The sequence below is a fragment of the Aquiflexum gelatinilyticum genome (assembly GCF_024813435.1).
Classification (GTDB): Bacteria; Bacteroidota; Bacteroidia; order Cytophagales; family Cyclobacteriaceae; genus Cognataquiflexum; species Cognataquiflexum gelatinilyticum.
In genome coordinates this window covers 299067-317114 of sequence record NZ_JANAEZ010000005.1, presented here as the reverse complement: position 1 = coordinate 317114, position 18048 = coordinate 299067, and the positions used below count along the sequence as shown (strand labels likewise).

18 protein-coding genes and 1 tRNA gene are annotated in these 18048 nt (G+C 39.9%); 9 read left to right on the top strand and 10 right to left on the bottom strand.

Features of this window, described 5'->3' with window-relative positions; genetic code table 11:
• The first annotated feature begins 63 nt into the window (after positions 1–63).
• Positions 64–801 carry an NYN domain-containing protein gene (locus NK987_RS13290; protein ID WP_259264247.1) on the top strand — a complete coding sequence of 246 codons (738 nt, stop codon included), beginning with the start codon at positions 64–66 and terminating at the stop codon, positions 799–801.
• A gap of 93 nt (positions 802–894) precedes the next feature.
• Complete coding sequence (gene mnmA, locus NK987_RS13285) at positions 895–2106, top strand: tRNA 2-thiouridine(34) synthase MnmA (protein WP_259264246.1); 1212 nt, start codon at positions 895–897, stop codon at positions 2104–2106.
• A gap of 80 nt (positions 2107–2186) precedes the next feature.
• Here the strand turns inward: mnmA and NK987_RS13280 are convergent.
• Positions 2187–2260 (bottom strand) — tRNA-Ile (locus NK987_RS13280).
• 87 nt (positions 2261–2347) lie between these two features.
• On the opposite strand from NK987_RS13280, the gene NK987_RS13275 reads away from it, so the two are divergent.
• The 3 genes from NK987_RS13275 to NK987_RS13265 all read left to right on the top strand — a co-directional run bounded on the left by NK987_RS13275 (position 2348) and on the right by NK987_RS13265 (position 5101).
• Positions 2348–2980 carry an HAD family hydrolase gene (locus NK987_RS13275; protein ID WP_259264245.1) on the top strand — a complete coding sequence of 211 codons (633 nt, stop codon included), beginning with the start codon at positions 2348–2350 and terminating at the stop codon, positions 2978–2980.
• Positions 2970–4088 carry a site-2 protease family protein gene (locus NK987_RS13270; protein WP_259264244.1) on the top strand — a complete coding sequence of 373 codons (1119 nt, stop codon included), beginning with the start codon at positions 2970–2972 and terminating at the stop codon, positions 4086–4088. Before NK987_RS13275 ends, NK987_RS13270 begins: the two co-directional genes overlap by 11 nt.
• Positions 4089–4171: 83 nt before the next feature.
• On the top strand, positions 4172–5101 hold the full coding sequence (locus NK987_RS13265) for a DMT family transporter (RefSeq protein WP_259264243.1): 930 nt from the start codon (positions 4172–4174) through the stop codon (positions 5099–5101).
• 56 nt (positions 5102–5157) lie between these two features.
• On the opposite strand, the gene NK987_RS13260 is transcribed toward NK987_RS13265, so the two are convergent.
• Both NK987_RS13260 and NK987_RS13255 read right to left on the bottom strand, forming a co-directional pair.
• Complete coding sequence (locus NK987_RS13260; protein WP_259264242.1) at positions 5158–5685, bottom strand: hypothetical protein; 528 nt, start codon at positions 5683–5685, stop codon at positions 5158–5160.
• A 132-nt stretch (positions 5686–5817) separates the two neighbouring features.
• Entirely contained in the window at positions 5818–6174 is a 357-nt protein-coding gene (locus NK987_RS13255; RefSeq protein WP_259264241.1) for a hypothetical protein, read from the bottom strand.
• A gap of 144 nt (positions 6175–6318) precedes the next feature.
• Here NK987_RS13255 and NK987_RS13250 point away from each other — a divergent pair, with 144 nt between their 5' ends.
• The gene (locus NK987_RS13250) at positions 6319–7281 is read left to right on the top strand and encodes a calcium/sodium antiporter (protein ID WP_259264240.1); all 963 of its coding nucleotides are present in this window, start codon (positions 6319–6321) and stop codon (positions 7279–7281) included.
• A 30-nt stretch (positions 7282–7311) separates the two neighbouring features.
• Positions 7312–8343, top strand: coding sequence for an LLM class flavin-dependent oxidoreductase (locus NK987_RS13245; protein WP_259264309.1), 1032 nt, complete (start codon positions 7312–7314; stop codon positions 8341–8343).
• Positions 8344–8371: 28 nt separating this feature from the next.
• Here NK987_RS13245 and NK987_RS13240 read toward each other — a convergent pair whose 3' ends face one another.
• Positions 8372–10117 (bottom strand): tetratricopeptide repeat protein, encoded by a 1746-nt coding sequence (locus NK987_RS13240; protein WP_259264239.1) that lies wholly within the window; start codon positions 10115–10117, stop codon positions 8372–8374.
• A 960-nt stretch (positions 10118–11077) separates the two neighbouring features.
• On the opposite strand from NK987_RS13240, the gene NK987_RS13235 reads away from it, so the two are divergent.
• Entirely contained in the window at positions 11078–11608 is a 531-nt protein-coding gene (locus NK987_RS13235) for a hypothetical protein (RefSeq protein WP_258423164.1), read from the top strand.
• A 116-nt stretch (positions 11609–11724) separates the two neighbouring features.
• On the opposite strand, the gene NK987_RS13230 is transcribed toward NK987_RS13235, so the two are convergent.
• The 6 genes from NK987_RS13230 to NK987_RS13205 all read right to left on the bottom strand — a co-directional run bounded on the left by NK987_RS13230 (position 11725) and on the right by NK987_RS13205 (position 17640).
• The gene (locus NK987_RS13230; RefSeq protein WP_259264238.1) at positions 11725–12405 is read right to left on the bottom strand and encodes a hypothetical protein; all 681 of its coding nucleotides are present in this window, start codon (positions 12403–12405) and stop codon (positions 11725–11727) included.
• A 3-nt stretch (positions 12406–12408) separates the two neighbouring features.
• Entirely contained in the window at positions 12409–13065 is a 657-nt protein-coding gene (locus tag NK987_RS13225) for an NAD(P)-dependent oxidoreductase (RefSeq protein ID WP_259264237.1), read from the bottom strand.
• 233 nt (positions 13066–13298) lie between these two features.
• Complete coding sequence (locus NK987_RS13220; protein WP_259264236.1) at positions 13299–14735, bottom strand: S41 family peptidase; 1437 nt, start codon at positions 14733–14735, stop codon at positions 13299–13301.
• 411 nt (positions 14736–15146) lie between these two features.
• Positions 15147–15560 (bottom strand): hypothetical protein, encoded by a 414-nt coding sequence (locus NK987_RS13215; protein ID WP_259264235.1) that lies wholly within the window; start codon positions 15558–15560, stop codon positions 15147–15149.
• Between the two features lie 71 nt (positions 15561–15631).
• On the bottom strand, positions 15632–16963 hold the full coding sequence (locus NK987_RS13210; protein WP_259264234.1) for a TolC family protein: 1332 nt from the start codon (positions 16961–16963) through the stop codon (positions 15632–15634).
• 2 nt (positions 16964–16965) lie between these two features.
• A complete protein-coding gene (locus NK987_RS13205; RefSeq protein WP_259264233.1) occupies positions 16966–17640 on the bottom strand; it encodes an ABC transporter ATP-binding protein in 675 nt (224 codons plus the stop codon).
• Between the two features lie 249 nt (positions 17641–17889).
• On the opposite strand from NK987_RS13205, the gene NK987_RS13200 reads away from it, so the two are divergent.
• Positions 17890–18039, top strand: coding sequence for a hypothetical protein (locus NK987_RS13200; protein ID WP_259264232.1), 150 nt, complete (start codon positions 17890–17892; stop codon positions 18037–18039).
• Positions 18040–18048: the final 9 nt, after the last annotated feature.

Here is an 18048-nt window from a genome sequence, read left to right as displayed (position 1 = left end):
ACCTGGCAGTTTTTTTATACATTTAATACACCAATATTTTTATTTTAAATCTTACCTAGCTTTATGCAAACCGATATCAAAATAGCCGTACTCATCGATGCAGACAATGTTCCTGCAGGACAGGTCAAGGAAATGATGGAGGAAATAGCCAAATACGGCAACCCTACCATCAAGCGGATCTATGGTGACTGGACCAAACCACAATTGGGAAAATGGAAAAACGTCCTACTCGAAAATGCTATAAATCCCATGCAGCAATACGGCTATACCTCCGGCAAAAACGCCACGGATTCTGCCATGATCATCGATGCCATGGATATCCTATATTCGGAAAAAGTCAATGGATTTTGCATTGTGTCGAGTGACAGTGACTTCACCAAACTTGCAACAAGGTTAAGGGAAGCAGGTATGGTGGTCATCGGGATGGGAGAAAAGAAAACCCCCGATCCTTTTATAGTTGCCTGTGATAAATTTATTTACCTCGAAATACTCCAAAAACAAACAGAAGAGCCTGTTGACCAAAAAGACAAAACTACCCCTGCACCTCAGGTGGACAAGATTAATGAAAAAATCATCAGGCTGATAGCTGCCACCATCTCGGATTTGGCGGATGATGAAGGTTGGTCATTTTTGGGCGATGTGGGCAATTTGCTGCAGAAAAAACAGCCCAACTTCGATGCAAGAAACTACGGATTCCAAAAACTCACTCCACTGATCAAATCCATTCCTGCCTTTGAAATCGACCACCGTGAAAACATCAAAGGAAAGACAAAGCTGATTTATGTAAGAAATAAGTCCTAATGGATTAAATTTGCGAACCAAAATCCAACAGAATGATGTTGGATGCTTATGTGAAACCTCATGGACCTTGAACCCATGAATAATTTCAAAACCATGGAAAACAAAAAAAGGGTAGTCGTCGGACTATCAGGCGGAGTGGATTCATCCGTCGCTGCATACCTCCTCAAAGAACAAGGCTACGAAGTCATCGGCATGTTTATGAAAAACTGGCACGATGAATCTGTCACCATTTCCAACGAATGTCCTTGGATGGAAGACAGCACAGACGCCATGCTTGTGGCCCAAAAGTTGGACATTCCTTTTCAAGCCATCGACCTCAGCGAAGAATACAAAGACCGGATTGTGGATTATATGTTTGCCGAATATGAAGCAGGCAGAACTCCGAATCCCGACATCCTTTGCAACAGAGAAATCAAATTTGACATTTTTCTAAAAGCCGCCCAAAAGCTCAAAGCAGATTTTGTAGCAACAGGACATTATTGTCAAAAAGATGAAATTATAGTAGAGGGAAAACTGGTTTACCGCTTGCTTGCAGGTGCTGACAATAGCAAAGACCAAAGTTACTTCCTCTGCCAACTCAATCAGGAACAGCTTTCAAAAGCATTGTTTCCGATCGGCCATCTTCAAAAATCCGAAGTCAGGAAAATTGCCAAGGAACAAGACCTAATCACAGCCGACAAAAAAGACAGTCAGGGACTCTGCTTTATCGGAAAAGTTCGTCTTCCCGACTTTTTGCAGCAGCAGCTCCAACCAAAAAAAGGAGCTATTGTAGTAATTTCGGAGGATCTTCCCATTTACAGTAACAAAAAAATCCCTGCCGGAATCGATCAGGAAGATTTTGAATTGGAGAATTTGGATTCCATTTGTTTCCCAATCAAATACCATCCGGAACATGGAAAGAAAATCGGCGACCATAACGGTGCACATTACTTTACTGTGGGACAAAGAAAAGGGCTCCAAGTGGGAGGAACAGGAAAGCCTCTTTTTGTGATCGCGACGGATACCAAGTCAAATGTAATCTATACGGGCCTGGGCGAAGACCATCCGGGATTGAACAGATATGGACTTTTTGTACCAAAAAACGACATCCATTGGATACGGGAAGACCTGAAAATGGAAGTTGGCGGATCCAGGAGATACCTTTCTAGAATTAGATACCGTCAACCGCTGTCATGGGCAACCTATCTGATGAAGGAAAATGGGTTATACATCCTATTTGACGAGGCGCAACGGGGAGTTGCCTCCGGCCAGTTTGTAGCTTGGTATGATGGCAATGAAAGTATTGGTTCGGGGGTGATATTCTGATTTCAATTAGAAAAAAATAAAACTCCTTTATTGAAGGATCATTAAAAAAGCCACTCATTTAGTTTTGAGTGGCTTTTTTGTGGGCCCACTTGGAATCGAACCAAGCACCTACTGATTATGAGTCAGTTGCTCTAACCGAATGAGCTATAGGCCCGATATCTGCGCGGTTTTTTTGAAAACTACCTTGCAAATGGGAGTGCAATGTTACATATTTGGTTTTAATTTTACAACCTGAGTGCAAATGAAAAAACTTAAGAATATCGATTTTTTGATCTTCGATTTAGGCAATGTGATCATTGATATCGATTATAGTTTCAGTATCAATGAGTTGAAAAAAATCCTTCCTGAAGCCAAACATTCCTTGACAGACAGATTTTTTCCTTCCACTTTTCACAAAGATTATGAGAAAGGTTTGATCAATTCTGCCCAATTCAGAGACGAAGTTCGGAATCTCTATCAGGAAGATTGGTCTAATTCACAGATTGACCATGTATGGAACAGTCTTCTAAAAGATATACCATTAGAGAGAATTGACCTGTTAAAAAAACTAAGGATGGATTTTGGGACGGCTGTTCTCAGTAATACCAATGAAATACATATCGAAAAGTTTGATGAACTTCTTGTGGACCAAACAGGTGAAAAATCAATTTATGATCTTTGTGACAGAATTTTTTTGAGCCACCTAATGGGCCTTGCCAAACCTGATGAGAAGATTTATGAAGCAGTATTGAACGAAATCCAAATTAAACCCGAGCGGGTTCTTTTTTTTGATGATTTATATACAAACTTAGAAGGTGCAAAAAGAGTTGGGTTACAAACATTTCACATTACCCACGAAAGAGCATTAATCCAATTCTTTGAGAATGTATACTAAGAAAGAATACCTGATCCATATTTCACTTTTTGTCCTGACGCTTGTCACTACCACTTTGGCTGGCGCAGAATGGTTATTTGGTAAATCAATTTTAGCTGAAGGGGAACATGCACTTACTTGGGAATACTTCGTCAAATCTTTGCATTTTTCTGCTCCGTTTCTTGGGATTTTGCTTGTTCACGAATTGGGGCATTTGTTCACCTCATTACACTATAAAGTAAAAACCTCCATGCCGTTTTTTATTCCCGGATGGTTGGGTTTTTTGGGAGCCCCTTCAATCGGTACTTTCGGGGCCATTATTAAATTGAAAAGTTATATCAACAGCCGCAAAAAGTATTTCGACATTGGCGTTGCTGGGCCGCTTGCAGGATTTATAATCGCTTTCGGGGTGCTTTGGTATGGTTTTACACATCTTCCTGAGGCAGATTATATCTATCAGATTCATCCCGAATACCTTGACCCTGAATTCAAAGGACACAGTGCCGAAGAAGGCTACCTCAATATTGAAATGGGTTACAATCTGTTGTTTTATGGGATGGAAAAAGTTCTTGCAGAACCTGAGAAAATGCCCAATATGTCAGAAATCATCCATTTCCCTTACATATTTGCCGGGTACTTAGCCTTGTTTTTTACAGCATTGAACCTGCTTCCTATCGGACAATTGGATGGAGGTCATGTGGTTTTCGGTCTTTTCCCAAAGCATCACAAACAGATATCCTTGGTTTTCTATATTGCTTTTGTCTTTTATGCTGGACTTGGCTCCATCAATCCTTATCATAGTATTGATAGGCTGATCTTCAGCATCCCCTTGTATATCGGTTTCCTTTATTTCTGCTTTAGCCGATCAAGGATATTGGACACACAAACAAAGTGGATGGTGATTTTGGTGATTGCTTCTGTTCAATATGCATTGGTTTATGCTTTCCCGACTTTACAGGGATACAGTGGGTGGTTGCTTTTTGCTTTCCTTTTGGGCCGGGTGATGGGACTCGAGCATCCGGAAGTTTCAGGTTTTAAACACTTGGATAGGAACAGAAAAATCCTAGGTTGGATCAGCATCATTATCTTCTTGCTATGCTTCAATCCACAGCCATTTCAGATCAGTTGAAATTCAAAAAATTACCAGAATTCTTTTTTTAGAGGATACCAAATCACTTTTTCATTCAGTAAATTTGAAACTCATCCATCCTTATGATCTCAGCCTCTCTGCCTGCGGGTATTGCTTCCAAAAAATCAATAAAAGGTTTTTCCATGGCCTTGGCGGCAGCGGTGTTTTGGGGTGTTTCAGGAACTTGTGCGCAATTTTTATTTGAACAAAAAGGAATCAATCCCGCTTGGCTTGTCTGTTGGAGATTGCTGTTGGCAGGGATAATTCTGATGACATTTACCATAACCCGCAAAAATTCCGACGTCTTCAAAATCTGGAAAAATCCAAAAGATGCGCTTCAATTATTATTCTTCAGCATTTTTGGTATGGTGGCGGTCCAATACACTTATTTCTACAGCATCAACCTTTCTAATGCGGCCACAGCAACTGTTTTGCAATATATAGGTCCTTTGATTGTGGTGGCGTTTTATGCAATACACCACAGGAGATGGCCCATTTTGGTGGAGTATGCTTCTCTGGCTTTTGCGCTGACAGGTACTTTCCTGCTCGTCACCCATGGAAGTTTTCAACAGCTGGTTATCTCCGAAAAGGCTTTATTTTGGGGGATCCTCTCAGCATTTTCTCTGGCATTTTACACGATCCAACCTGTCCGATTGCTTAGAAAATATTCGGCGGCTACAGTTACAGGGTGGGGAATGCTAATAGGTGGAATCGCATTCTCTTTTATCAGCAAGCCTTGGGATTTTCATGGAACATGGGATGCTGGAACATGGACAGCTTTTGCCTACATTGTTTTGTTTGGTAGTGTCATTGCCTTTTATTTTTTCCTGACTTCGGTGACCATAATCGGTGCACAAACAGCAAGTTTGCTCTGTTCTGTAGAACCACTTTCTGCGGCTGCCGTAGCGGTGATATGGCTGAACGTCTCCTTTGGAGCAATGGATTGGTTGGGAACGCTCTTTATCCTGATCACCATATTCTTGCTCACTTTGGGGACAAAGCAAAAAGCATAAAAAAAATGCCAACGGAATGAATCAAACCGCTGGCATTACAATTATCCTTTCGGATATTAGATATAAACATTTTTTTTAACTTGACTTTGGCTATTTTTCTGGAAAGGCTTAAGTGTTTTTTCCCATTTCTGAATCAATGGCAATTCACCCAAATTATCAGAAAATAATTCCGAGTCATAAAACTCCAACATTTTTGTCTCGGTCTTTTCTCCATAAATTTCAATTTTTAAGGTCAAGCTGTCAATAACATTCAAAGTCTTCCCTTCTACATTGACGGGTGTTTCCATTTTGAGAAGCTTCACATCGGTAACTTTATCGAGGTCGATTTTGTGAATAGTGTTTTCGGTTCCAAATTTTACATAAACTAAAATTTTTCTAACCGAATCCATCCCGATAAAATACATGTCTCTCCAATCATCAGTTTGATCAAACTTAAGGTAAGAATTGCTTTCAAGCTGTTCCAAAAACAGCTTTTGAGATTTGATTTTTTCGGATTGTTTCCTTTTAAAAATTATAAAAGGAATTGAAAATAAGACAATAAGGACCATGGAAATAACCAGGGACACAGGTTCAATGTCAATCATGTTGCTGTAATTTTTTAGTTTTTTATATAGAAGAATATAGACAGACCTGATTTGTATCCATTACAAATCAGAAAGTCCGTTTGGGTCGATTTCGATTCCTCAAAAGAATGGAAATCATGTTTTAAAAAAAGATTACCAGAAGTAATGGAAGGGATAAAGAAAAATATGTATGCTAAAAAACAGGTTGTCCCTTTGCAGCCAATTGACTTTTAAGGCATCGTGTTCTGTATGGGAAAACAAAAAATCAAGAGGCACATTGACCAAGTCAAATACCGTTTCCAAAACTTTGAAACCGGGAACATGGATATTGGTTTGGGAAAACTCAAGGCCCTGATCAAACTCAGGAATCAAATCAGAATACGAAACTATTTTGGTTTTTTCCGTTCCAATTTCTTGGCAGGATTCCAAAAAATAGTCACTCCCAATACCGGTGAACCCGATAAGGGTAATCAAAAAGAAGGAAATGAATTTCTTAATCCGGATTTCCATAAAATTCCAAGAATGGAATCAAAATGAGCGATTTCAATTTTGACACGACAAATAACCTGCTATTTTTCTACATAAAAAAATAAATCATTTCGGAAAAGAAACTTCCCCTAAATACCACATATCTTTCGGCAAAATTCAAATCTTATGATACTATCCATTGTCTTGTTATTGATCGGATTTGTAGTCCTGATCTTTGGCGCTGATAAACTTGTCGACGCAGCCTCGGGTCTTGCCGCAAATTTTGGGATTCCCAATATTGTAATCGGATTGACCGTAGTGGCATTTGGTACCTCAGCGCCTGAGCTTGTAGTCAACGTATTCGCAGCTGTAAACGGATCCTCCGAAATGGTAATGGGCAATGTCTTGGGGAGCAATATTTTTAACGTTCTCGGGATATTGGGTATCTCTGCCATTATTTTTCCGTTGACCGTAAAATCCAATACCACTTGGATAGAAATTCCCCTCAGCTTCTTGGCCGCTTTGGTGGTATTGATTGTCGCCAATGATTTTCTGTTCAATGCAGGCAATACCAACCTGATTTCATTTGGAGACGGAATAATCCTGCTCTTGTTTTTCAGTGTTTTTCTGGTGTATAATATAATGGTTTCCAAACAGCCGGGTGGACTGACAGAATCCCTGGAAATAAGCAAATTCACCACGGGAAGTGCCATACTTTGGATCATAATCGGGCTGGCAGGACTTGTTTTGGGAGGAAAACTAATCGTGGACAATGCTGTTTCCCTAGCAGTCGAATTTGGCTTGTCCCAAAGATTGATTGGCCTTACAATCGTCTCTATAGGAACTTCCTTACCCGAACTCGCTACTTCCATAGCCGCTGTCAGAAAAAAGAAAGTCGACATCGCCATCGGAAATGTTGTTGGGTCCAACATTTTCAATATTTTCTTTGTCCTTGGGGTATCCTCCATAGTCAATCCTGTAGCCATCGCAGAACCAAATTTCATCGATATTTACATGAATATTCTTTCGGGTTTGTTATTATTCCTCTTCCTGTTTACAGGAAAAGGAAGAAAACTCGAAAGGTGGGAAGGTGTGATTCTTCTAATTTTATACATCGTATATCTGACTGCACTGATCATGGAATGGTAAGATGAATTCTAATTTAAATAGGTTTTGATGATGGAAATAGGGATAGACAGTTTTGCGGCAGCAGCAATCGGTGAAGGACCGGATCGGACAAAAAACAGCATGCAGGCTTTGTCTGAATTACTGGAAAGAATCCAAATTGCCGATCAGGTGGGATTGGATGTTTTTGGAATCGGAGAGCACCATAGAAAGGAGTTCCTAGACTCCGCCCCTACAATGATTCTGGCTGCAGCGGCTGCACAAACAAAAAATATCAAACTTACCAGCGCAGTCACTGTCCTGAGCGCTGCCGATCCTGTCCGGGTTTTTCAAAATTTTGCTACCTTGGACCTGATCTCCAAAGGCCGGGCTGAAATGGTCGTGGGCAGAGGTTCTTTCACCGAAGCATTTCCACTTTTCGGATTGAATCTTAAAGATTATGATGCGCTTTTTTCAGAAAAACTTGACCTCCTGCTCAAAATCAGAGACAATGAATTTGTGACTTGGTCAGGAAAATTCAGACCTGCCTTACATCAGCAAGCTATTTATCCAAGACCATTGCAGGATCCATTTCCTATTTGGTTGGGTGTTGGCGGTACACCAGAATCATTTGTCAGGGCCGGAACTTTGGGCTTACCTTTGATGGTCGCTGTGATTGGTGGGGAAACGCACCGGTTCAGTCCATTGGTTGACTTGTATAGAGAAGCGGGAAGAAGAGCGGGACATGGACCCGATAAACTTAAAGTTGGTCTCCATTCCTTGGGTTATGTCTCAGATACAACAGAAAAAGCTGTTGCTGAATATTACCCCGGCTATGCTGAGACCTTTACCAGAATAGGAAAAGAACGGGGTTGGCCTCCGGTGACTTTTTCCAGATTTGAAGCACAGCGTGGCCCAAGAGGTGCCTACCTTGTAGGAGATCCTGAGGAAGTAGCAGAAAAAATCCTGAGACACAGTGAGTCTTTGGGGGGTCTAGCCAGGGTTTCTTTCCAGATGGACAATGCCAACCTGAGCCATGCTCAATTGCTGAAAGCCATTGAGATCATCGGAACGAAAGTGAAGCCATTGGTGGCATCCAATTCTTAGAAAATTAATATCAGTAAGAGCCTATTAATCACTTAATCCTTGAAGAACTCAATGTGGCATCAGCATATTTCCAGGTAAGATCAAATTGTTCTTTTGCCGTTTTTGCTTCAGTTTCATTTCCGGATTTCTCCAATGCCAACATCAACCCGTAATAAGCCCAACCGTTGTTGGGAAATTCTTCCAAATCTTTTCTAAAAACAGATTCAGCTTCTTTGTATTTCTCAGCCTCCAAAAGGACTGCTCCTAAATGGTGTCGGGTAGATAAAAACCAATCAGGTGGTTCATTGTATAGAAGCTTATCTTCCAATTCAGAAGCTAAAGAAAGCTTATGGATTGCCTCTGAATACTTTTTATTACTTGCCAAAATTTCTCCTTCCAAGACCAAAGAGGCGATATTTATGATTGCTCCAAAGGAATTTATTCCCCATATGGTCAGGTTTTCAAGACTTTCTTTAGCAATGATTTGCTGTATAGCCTTAAGCTCTTTTTCTGCATATTCCAACTTTCCTTTTCCCAAATAGGCCATTCCCAAAGCATAATGCCTGATTCCTTCTTGGTAATCCGTTCCTTTTTCCCATAAAGAAAGATTCAAAATCTCATCCCACATTCCGAACTTGACCCTTACAAAATAGGGAATGGTCGAAAAGTGTTGGATTACTTCCAATCCTTCCTCTTCCATCAGACTTTGATCCAAATGGTCAAAAAGCCGGTCTGCTGCAAAAACAGCCCATTTACTACTGCCTTCCAATATTGCTGTACCTGCCATGAAATGATAATTATGGGGAAAGTAAGCCAGGGGATAAGTCCCTTGTGCCTTACAGGTCTCAATGTAAAGGCTATCTACCTTGGCTGCACGGAGATTGGAAAGTGTACCTTCGTGATAATGGCCTGTACGGATATAAATATGGGAAGGCATATGAACCAAATGACCTGCCATAGGTGTCAATCCTTTATCAAACTTTCTGGCTGAATTCAATCCTTTATCAGGATTATTTGATCCTTCTACAGCATGGATATACAAATGGTGGACGCCAGGATGATCGGGATGCTTTTTTATAACTTCTTCCAATACTTCCAAAATCAGGGTAGTATTACCTTTTGGATCGCCTTCTTTGGTCCAAAGATCCCAAGGCTGAAGGTCCATCAAGGCCTCAGCATAGAGAGTGCCTGCTTCTGCATCTTCAGGGTATTTTTTCCATAGCTTGGCCATATACTGCGCATAAGCCTCATCCAAAGCCGACCTATCTTCCAAATATTCAGGTTTATACCTTTGGTCCATGGCCATAATAAAAGCCGCTTCCTTAGCCGAAACTTTGGTTAAAAGGCTTTTGGCTTTCTGAATTGCTTCGAATGCCAATTGATAATGTTCAGGTTCCATACCCGCATTGTAATTGGGACCTAGGACATAGGCCTGTCCCCAATAAGCCATAGCAAAATCAGGATCTAAAGTTGCTGCATACTGAAATGACCGCTCCGCTTCGGCATGGTTGAATCCATAAGCCAATAGAAGCCCCTGATTAAAATACTTTCTTGCTTCAGGATTGTTGGTTGAAACAGCAAAATCCAAAACATCCATTCCTTCCAAAAAAGGCGCTTTTCCTTCCGAAAAATCCCATTTCATGCCCGCAGGAATAAAACAAAGACTTATTGCCTGCTGAAATGGATCAGGCTCAGAATCAGCATTGATATTTGGTTTTTGGCAGGAATATAGACTGCAAAACAGACCAATAACTGTCAAAGCATAATTCCTTTTTACCGAATTTGCGATTGTCATAATTTCTTGAATGTAGACGGTTAAATTCTATTTGATTTTGGCACACACGCGTTAATCGGATATTTAATTAATACAGAATAACCCAATAGATAATAGTTTAAAATTTGAAAAAAGTTATGAAATGGAGCAACAATACCATCCTGTTGGTAATTTTAAATTTACCATTTCATCCAATCAATTTCAAGATTCAATTAGAAGTTATTTGACGGGAATTATTTCCGGACCTACCTGATATTTTCCCGCTTATTCCCTTGAATAATTAATTACCAATCCATACACAATCGAAATTTATCGTCAGCCATTTTTTTGATTTTGAAAGAAAAAGATTCAGCATCCAAAACGGGGGTTTACAGTTTCAATACGGTGGAAGCATTTAAAATTTTCCAGTAAGATTGATTTGACCATTTTCCACATTGGCAGTTAACTTACCTAAAGGTGAAAGTTCAATTTCAGGATCCCCAATTTCAAACGAACCAACTTTCATTTATTTTAAATATTCCTTTCCTACAAGTTCAGGCTCTGCTTCATCGGATTTCAAAACCACTGTACAAAATTCAAGAATAGATTTTCCTTCACCATCCATTTAATTGCTAAATACTTCCCTTCCGCGGCTCATCATTCCCCGATAATCGGATTGAAATTGGGTTTAAATGGCGTTGCTTGCTATGAATGTTATTGAGAGCATGACCAGACCAAAAAGGTATGTGTATTTATACTATTTAAGTCCAAAATTGAACTTTAAATATTTATATAAGAATTATTTTGATTAAACCATTTGGCTTGATTATAAGCTGATTTAATGAGTGATTTAGATTTTCAACACTCAAATTAATCACCTAAACAATTGAGAAAATATCTGTGAATTTCATAATTCAAAGGTAGATTGGTATAAAATATTCCATCATTTTATTGCAAAATTTACTATCCCTGAAAAGTAAGTAAGCCTAAATGCATATAAATATGGAAACTCAAACTGAAAATCCCCCCCAAAATCCCATCCCCTCAGGATCGGTATATGGCGTGTTCAAAAACCATAAAGATTCAAAAGAAACCATTTCTTTGATTCTGGATCGGGGTTATGAACTTGATGAAATCGAAGTCAATCCTCCTGATATGGGATATATCATACCAACCCCCACATCAAATCACCATCCTTCAGGAGATGAATTCATGAAAGAAGCAATCAAAAGCCTTAAAATTGGGTTAATTATTGGTTTTGTTCTCTCTGCTGTTTCAGTTGGATTATACTTTCTCATCAATGGAGATTTTGAAGATGGTATTTCGCTTTTTACCATTAATTCTGCTATTATCGTGGGAACCATATGGGGAGGTATGATGGGATTTTTTGTGGGACCACATTTACCATCCCCTATTTGGAGTCTTTTTTATTCATCACCAAAAGAAAATAATGTAACTGTAAACTTTCAGGCCCATAATATGGTGGACGTTATTTATTTCGCAGAAAAAGGAAGGCTTAAAGTTGCCCAATAGGATCAAAAGAAGCTTTTTGTTTGTTAGTTAGCTTGAAATAAATTTTTGGCATTTAGAATAATTGTCTTTTAGGATTTTGATGAGATAGCTCGATTTATTGGAATTCAATTACCAATCTATTGAATCACAAAAAACTCAATCCAAATCCCGAGCATTACATGCCAAATCAGGTACAATCCCATTCGACATAGTAAAGAATATAACCATCCCATTTTCCTGAAAAAATAAATTTGGAGGAAATTGAATGCAAATCCTGAAGCAAAGGCATACACCACAAACCATAAAGGATCAGTCGGCAATTGTGAAATCGGTTCCCAGATCGAAAGCAAAAAAATGATCAGGAAAGTCATGTACTTTTTCAGATTTCCTCGGAGATATTTCTCAAAAATCAAAAGGAAAACGGTCAGGGGAATGAGTTTATAGAACAATTCCATATACAAACCTCCGGCGAAGTACAGAAAAACAGAATAAGGAAAAGGTTGGGTATAGGGAGGCAGTGTTTGATGTGGTTCGTTTCTTAAAATGAATTCGATCACCAAGACGTCCAACAATGCAAAACAGATCCCTACCAAAAAAGGGATAAACCATTTTTTCACATCTCCGGCTTTTCCAAAAATATCAGGCAATCCCGCTTCCTTTTGGAAGTTTGCCAATACCCAACCGATGCCAAGCCAAAGGAAATCCATCCATCCGATTACCCGGATGAAGCGCTCACCGTCCTCCATTTCCAAGCCATAAAGCCTGGTAGCCAAAAGGGCCAATGCAAATCCAAGAAATAGGAAATTAATCTTTTTCATCACTTAGGAATATATGGTAGGGACTTTTTGGAAGTAATCCGAATGGTCCAAAATATCAATCATAAAACCGGCAGTATCTTTTCGGGAAATGGTCAATGAGGGTTTTTGTTCATTGCCAAAAATCACTTTGACGGCCTTGGGTTTCTGACTGTTGGTCAGCCCGACCGGTCTGACTATGGTCCAGTCCAAACCTGAATTTCTGACCAAGGCTTCCTGACGTTCGTGTTCAAGGTAAGGCACAGACAACTTGCTGTTGTCTATCAGCCAGGCAAACCAAGAAGGAATAAATGGCCTGCTGTCACCTACTCCCCATGCTGAAGTAAAAATCAACCTGCTGAGTTTGTGGTCCTGACAGACGTTGATAAGGCTTTTCATCGTCATCGAAAGGAAATCTTCCGGTGTCCTTAATGAAGCCCATGGAAAATCCGAGTTCCTTGAAATATTCAGACAACTGATTACTGCCTGACAATTTTCAATGGCAAAGTCCAGGTCCTTTGGTATCCTGGTATCTCCTTCAAAAACCCGGAGTCTTTCATGTTCAAGGGTGATTTTCTTACAATCCCTCACCAAGACATTGGCTTGGTATCCCCGGTCTAAAGCTTGCTGAAGTAATTCTTTGCCAGTGCGGCCAGTTGCTCCGAGTATTAAAATCTTTTTCATCAGTATTGAAAAATTAGCTGGATGTTTTCTAAAGACTAGATTCAATTTCTTAGGAAAAAGTTGCAGGAGGTGAGGAGTATTTTTTCAATAAATCCATGATTGGTTTCTGACTTAACCCAATTAATCAGGTTAAAAAAAATTGAGGTATTTGTTGAATCAATTGATGTTCAACAAATACCTCGATTTTGAATTTCAAAGATAAACCTGTCCAAGGATTAATTTGGTTCTGAAGCCTAAGGTTTGACAGTTTCGCTTGTGGCATTTGACTTTCTGATCAATTCCAGAGAAAAATCCCGAACAGCATCTACCCCGTTTTGGACATTTTCCGCATGGGTTTCGATGGTATAATCAGGGAGGATTCCCCTATCCTTCGGATTGTTTTCTGCCAAACCGGCCATATGGAAGCCAAGCAAAGGAATACCCAAATCGATCTTGGAATGAGGTAAGGTCACAATGCTGAAAAATCCGCTTGTATTCATCGCATAGCCCCCTGCTGTTTCTGTGCCAATAATTATACCTCTTTTTTCGGATTTAAACCGCGATGCAAATTCGGTAGTCACAGAAAAACTCTGCCCGTCCAATAAAAGATACACATTTCCCTGGAAGGCATTTTTATTAGGTTTTTGTGTTTTCAATCCCTTTTGGAGAGTGAATTCACGACCGTACTCACCGTTTTTATTAAAAAGAGAAGCAATTTTGAACAAAAAGGAGGTATTTGTCTCAAAATCCAATTTCTCTTTATTCTTCACCGAAATGCGATCATAATAGCTGAAGGGTGATTCTGCGAGGTATTTGTACAGTTCTATTCCATAACTTTCATTTCCCCCTTCATTCCCTCTGAGGTCAATCACCAGATCGCTGACGTTGTTTTCCTTGATCTGTTCAAAAGTGGCTTTCAAAAACTTTTTGAAATCAGGTTCATTTGGATAAGCATAAAACCTATCAATATCCAACCAAGCTGTATTTGCCTCCAAGATTTCCAACCTAAAAGGATCTTCATGTTCTTTATTTTTAGATGATTGGTAGGCTTTAATCTGATGGTGTGAGACTCCTTCAAAAGTCAAATTCTTGGTTTTGCCATCCCGCAATACCTCAACATCATAAGTTGGTTTTGTTCCAAAATGGGTTGAAAATATCCCGGGAAATGCGTGATTGAGTTGGTAATACTTTCCGGCTTGGGAAAATCCATCACCGAAGCTCAACTTAGGCAGAAGACTTTTGATGATTTCCCCCATTTTTTCCCCATTGATGCTGAGGACTTCTGCTGTAACCGGAACCTCATTTCCATCAAAATGGCTAATTACGTAGGCTTTGTCATTTTCAAAATGTAATTGTAAGGGAAAAAGGTCAGCATCAAAGAAAGGATAATACATATCCTGACCTGCCACAATCCATTTGGTATGCCCACAATGGAGCGCAGCGATAATTGGAGTCATTTTCAGGTAAAATTCCCTGACCGACATATCCCGGCTCAAGTGGGGTTTGACCTGATCAAACAAGGACTCAAATTCTTCTGCTGAGGTGTAGCGGTACATCTCCGGATGTTTGGCTTCCAAAGCTTTTTTAAATATTTCGACGTCCGATTTCATCTGGGCAGGTTGTAATGTCTGACCAAAAAGAAGTCCGATGTAACCGAAAAGAAAATACATCAAAAAAAGATTCTTTTTCATATTTATAGAGGTTTAGCTTGGCTTAGTTTGGGTAAATGTCTTTGCAAAACAGATTTCGGATTGTACAGATCTAAAAAGGCTAAACTGAAGGAATTTCCCTGACTCCATTGAATCGGCAGGAACAAAATTCTCAAACTCCATTTATGCCATCGCATCAATAAGTAAAGCCTTTTGATTTTGACCTGCTATCTGCTTTGCTATAAGAGCATTTTTAAATTAGATGAAATCCTAATAAAAAAAGTTGCATTGATAACGGGAGATTTTTTTAAATAAAAAAAAAAGTAAGAACCCAATCATACAAGAATATAGGCAAAAGAATCAAAACCAAAGCAAATCAATTGCATTTCAAATCTACAATCTACTTTTCATCGGTTGTTTTGAAAACCACCACAGGATTTACGCTCAAATAACTTAGGTAATGGTGATGTCAGCGCGGTAATTTTTTTCTTTGATTTGCTTGGAAATCTCAGGATAGGGAGTCAATCCGTTGAGTTTTATGGAATATCCCAATATCTCTTTTTCATTTTCACTTCCCTGCATAGATGCATTTGTGTCCAAAGAGAACTCCGTTTCCTCATCACCATTCCTAAAAATAAACACCACTTCTGCATTCCCCGCCCATACACAATTGGCGTTGGAAGGACACCTTGAATCATTTTCCACCCGCACCAAAGTTATGGAAAGCTGACCGGGACAATCCTGATTTATTTCTCCTGCCTTTACAACGAAAGGGGTTCCCAATGTAAAGTCTTCACAATTGAATTTTTCATCACAACTGAAGGTGAGAAATAATCCCAAAATGAGAATTAAGAAATTCCGTTGCATACATTTTTGAAGTTGAGTTCTAATTGTTAGACGGTATATATGTCCATTTTGTCCCAATTTCAAAAAAGATGCTAATCCACTGCCAAAACTCCCAATTGGTAGTTCAAGATCACTTCCTGAAAGTATAGCGTGTACAAAGCTTGGGCATAGTCTGATTGACCAGTCACCAGCTGTTGATTAGCAGTAGCAAGGTCTACAAAGTTGCTGACACCAAGCCTAAACCTCTCGGAAATCGCAGTCTGTGCTTCCACAGCAGCAGCAAGTTGCAATTTTGTTGCTTCCTCCCTCTTGATACTCGCTTTGTAATTTTCATAAGCCAGTTTGATCTCTTGGGATATCCTTCTTTCCAAGGCTGTTTTCTCCAACTGTTGGTTGTGGTACTGCACCTTTCCTCGGGTTACGGTGAGCTTGTTGTTGAAATTATTGAAGATAGGAATGTTCAGTGATACACCGATGGTCTGCTGTGGGTACACCTGCCAAAGCTGTTCAGAAATGGTTCTTTCATCAAGAGAAGTAAAAAAAGTACTGTAATTGAAGAAAGCATTGATTTGGGGATACATGAATGACCTGGAAACGGCAAGTAGTTTTTTGTTGCCTGATTCCAACAATTGCTGCTGCTTGAAGTCCTTGCGGTTTTCCAAAGCTATTTTATACAATTCATCCACCGACATAGACAAATATTCACTTTTTCCGGGACTCAGACTGACCTCATCGAGTTCAGGAATGACATTTGGTTCCAACTGCAACGTTTCTGCCAAAGTCCAGGCATCTGTTTCCCATTGGATCTTGGCGTTCAATGCCACCGTTTCCAGCCTTGCCACCTCGGATTGCTGGTTATATTGATCAGAAAGTGTTCTCAATCCTGCCTCCACAAATCCTTCAATCTGCTCCAACTGTTTCTTTTGGTTTTCAAGGTTTTCCAAAGCGATTCGGTACAACTCTTCATCCAATAGGACCTGCAGGTATTGCCTGCCGATATTGAACATGACTTCCTGTGCCGCTCTTTGCAGGCTGTTTTCCCCGGCTTCCTCAAAAAACCTTGTAGCCTGTGTGTTGTTAATCCTCCGCCCGCCATTGTAGACAGGCATGGCGGTATTCAAATTAGAAGTGATGATGTTGTTGGAAATATTGGTCACAATCAATTGGTCTTCCACCTGTTGGTATTGTTGGCCACTTTGCCTAAATCCACTGTTATTGATGTTCAGGTTTGGCAAATGGGCCAATTGTGCCGCCTGCTTTTCCCTTTTCAAAACCTCCTGCTGGTTTTCGAGCTGTCTGTAATTGAGGTTTTGCTGTAGACCAATTTCCACAGCCTCACGGAAATTAAGTCTCAAGGTATCCTGGGCGTTCAATTTTGAAATGAAAGCCATCAAAATCAAAGCGGTGATAAGTATCTTATTCATAATTATATGGCAATGTCTTTGTCAATTTTTCCATCCAACATCTCAATCAACCTTGTCCCATAATCAGCATTTTCACGGGCGTGGGTAGCTTGGATAATCGTAGTTCCTTCTTTGTTGAGTTCTTTAAATACTTCCATGATTTCCTTTGCCTGTGCAGAATGGAGGTTTCCTGTCGGTTCATCTGCCAACAATACCCTTGGTCTTCCTGCTATCGCCCTTGCTATTCCGACCAACTGCTGCTGTCCGCCTGAAAGCTGTTCCGGGAAAAGGTCTTTTTTGGCCACCATATTGAACCTGTCCAAAAGGTTGGCAATGATGCTTTTCCTTTCACTTCCAGAAACATTCCGGTAAAGTAAAGGGGTTTCGATGTTTTCATACACCGTGAGTTCGTCGATCAGGTGGTAAGCCTGAAAAATATACCCAAACTCAGATTTATGCAGTGAAGACCTTTCCTTTGACTTCATGTCATTGATCGACCTTCCATCAAAGGAGTATTTGCCTTCATAATCCTCATCCAACAATCCTATAATATTGAGCAAAGTCGATTTTCCGACTCCGGATGGTCCCATCAGGGTGAGAAATTCTCCTTGCTCGATGGTGAGGTCAATTCCTTTCAATATAAATACCCGCTGAAACCGCGATTCGATGAATTTGTCAATTTGGTTAAGCTTAATCATTATTTGGACATAAGATGTGAGACACTAGACTGAATTGGTTGTATAGAATGGAATTTGCTCCAAACTTTGAACAATTCCCCTTATCCCAATCCTATGCCATAAAAAAAGCCCAATATTGTTCGAATAAGGGCGTTTTTTGAAGAAATTCGGTTTGAAGGATCGAACATTTTTGTTCGCTGACGGACGATAAGGTGTCTTCTCCCTCAACCAAGGATATAAGGGAGGGAATATTAAAACACTAAAGAAACAATGAAAACAAAGGATATCAGCCTTTGCGCCATTTGCGAAACCATAGTTTCCATTGCGGTAAAAATAATGTGTCCAGATTCCGGACAGGCAGGATATCTGACGACCTTGGAAGTTCTGTGTCAGTCTGTGGTATCTGCGGGAGAATGTTAACCACAAAAG

Excerpts from the sequence above, each read along its gene's own strand:
- NK987_RS13290 (WP_259264247.1), top strand. The coding sequence starts at position 64 with ATGCAAACCGATATCAAAATAGCCGTACTCATCGATGCAGACAATGTT.
- mnmA (WP_259264246.1), top strand. The coding sequence starts at position 895 with ATGGAAAACAAAAAAAGGGTAGTCGTCGGACTATCAGGCGGAGTGGAT.
- NK987_RS13275 (WP_259264245.1), top strand. The coding sequence starts at position 2,348 with ATGAAAAAACTTAAGAATATCGATTTTTTGATCTTCGATTTAGGCAAT.
- NK987_RS13270 (WP_259264244.1), top strand. The coding sequence starts at position 2,970 with ATGTATACTAAGAAAGAATACCTGATCCATATTTCACTTTTTGTCCTG.
- NK987_RS13265 (WP_259264243.1), top strand. The coding sequence starts at position 4,172 with ATGATCTCAGCCTCTCTGCCTGCGGGTATTGCTTCCAAAAAATCAATA.
- NK987_RS13260 (WP_259264242.1), bottom strand. The coding sequence starts at position 5,685 with ATGATTGACATTGAACCTGTGTCCCTGGTTATTTCCATGGTCCTTATT.
- NK987_RS13255 (WP_259264241.1), bottom strand. The coding sequence starts at position 6,174 with ATGGAAATCCGGATTAAGAAATTCATTTCCTTCTTTTTGATTACCCTT.
- NK987_RS13250 (WP_259264240.1), top strand. The coding sequence starts at position 6,319 with ATGATACTATCCATTGTCTTGTTATTGATCGGATTTGTAGTCCTGATC.
- NK987_RS13245 (WP_259264309.1), top strand. The coding sequence starts at position 7,312 with ATGGAAATAGGGATAGACAGTTTTGCGGCAGCAGCAATCGGTGAAGGA.
- NK987_RS13240 (WP_259264239.1), bottom strand. The coding sequence starts at position 10,117 with ATGACAATCGCAAATTCGGTAAAAAGGAATTATGCTTTGACAGTTATT.
- NK987_RS13235 (WP_258423164.1), top strand. The coding sequence starts at position 11,078 with ATGGAAACTCAAACTGAAAATCCCCCCCAAAATCCCATCCCCTCAGGA.
- NK987_RS13230 (WP_259264238.1), bottom strand. The coding sequence starts at position 12,405 with ATGAAAAAGATTAATTTCCTATTTCTTGGATTTGCATTGGCCCTTTTG.
- NK987_RS13225 (WP_259264237.1), bottom strand. The coding sequence starts at position 13,065 with ATGAAAAAGATTTTAATACTCGGAGCAACTGGCCGCACTGGCAAAGAA.
- NK987_RS13220 (WP_259264236.1), bottom strand. The coding sequence starts at position 14,735 with ATGAAAAAGAATCTTTTTTTGATGTATTTTCTTTTCGGTTACATCGGA.
- NK987_RS13215 (WP_259264235.1), bottom strand. The coding sequence starts at position 15,560 with ATGCAACGGAATTTCTTAATTCTCATTTTGGGATTATTTCTCACCTTC.
- NK987_RS13210 (WP_259264234.1), bottom strand. The coding sequence starts at position 16,963 with ATGAATAAGATACTTATCACCGCTTTGATTTTGATGGCTTTCATTTCA.
- NK987_RS13205 (WP_259264233.1), bottom strand. The coding sequence starts at position 17,640 with ATGATTAAGCTTAACCAAATTGACAAATTCATCGAATCGCGGTTTCAG.
- NK987_RS13200 (WP_259264232.1), top strand. The coding sequence starts at position 17,890 with ATGAAAACAAAGGATATCAGCCTTTGCGCCATTTGCGAAACCATAGTT.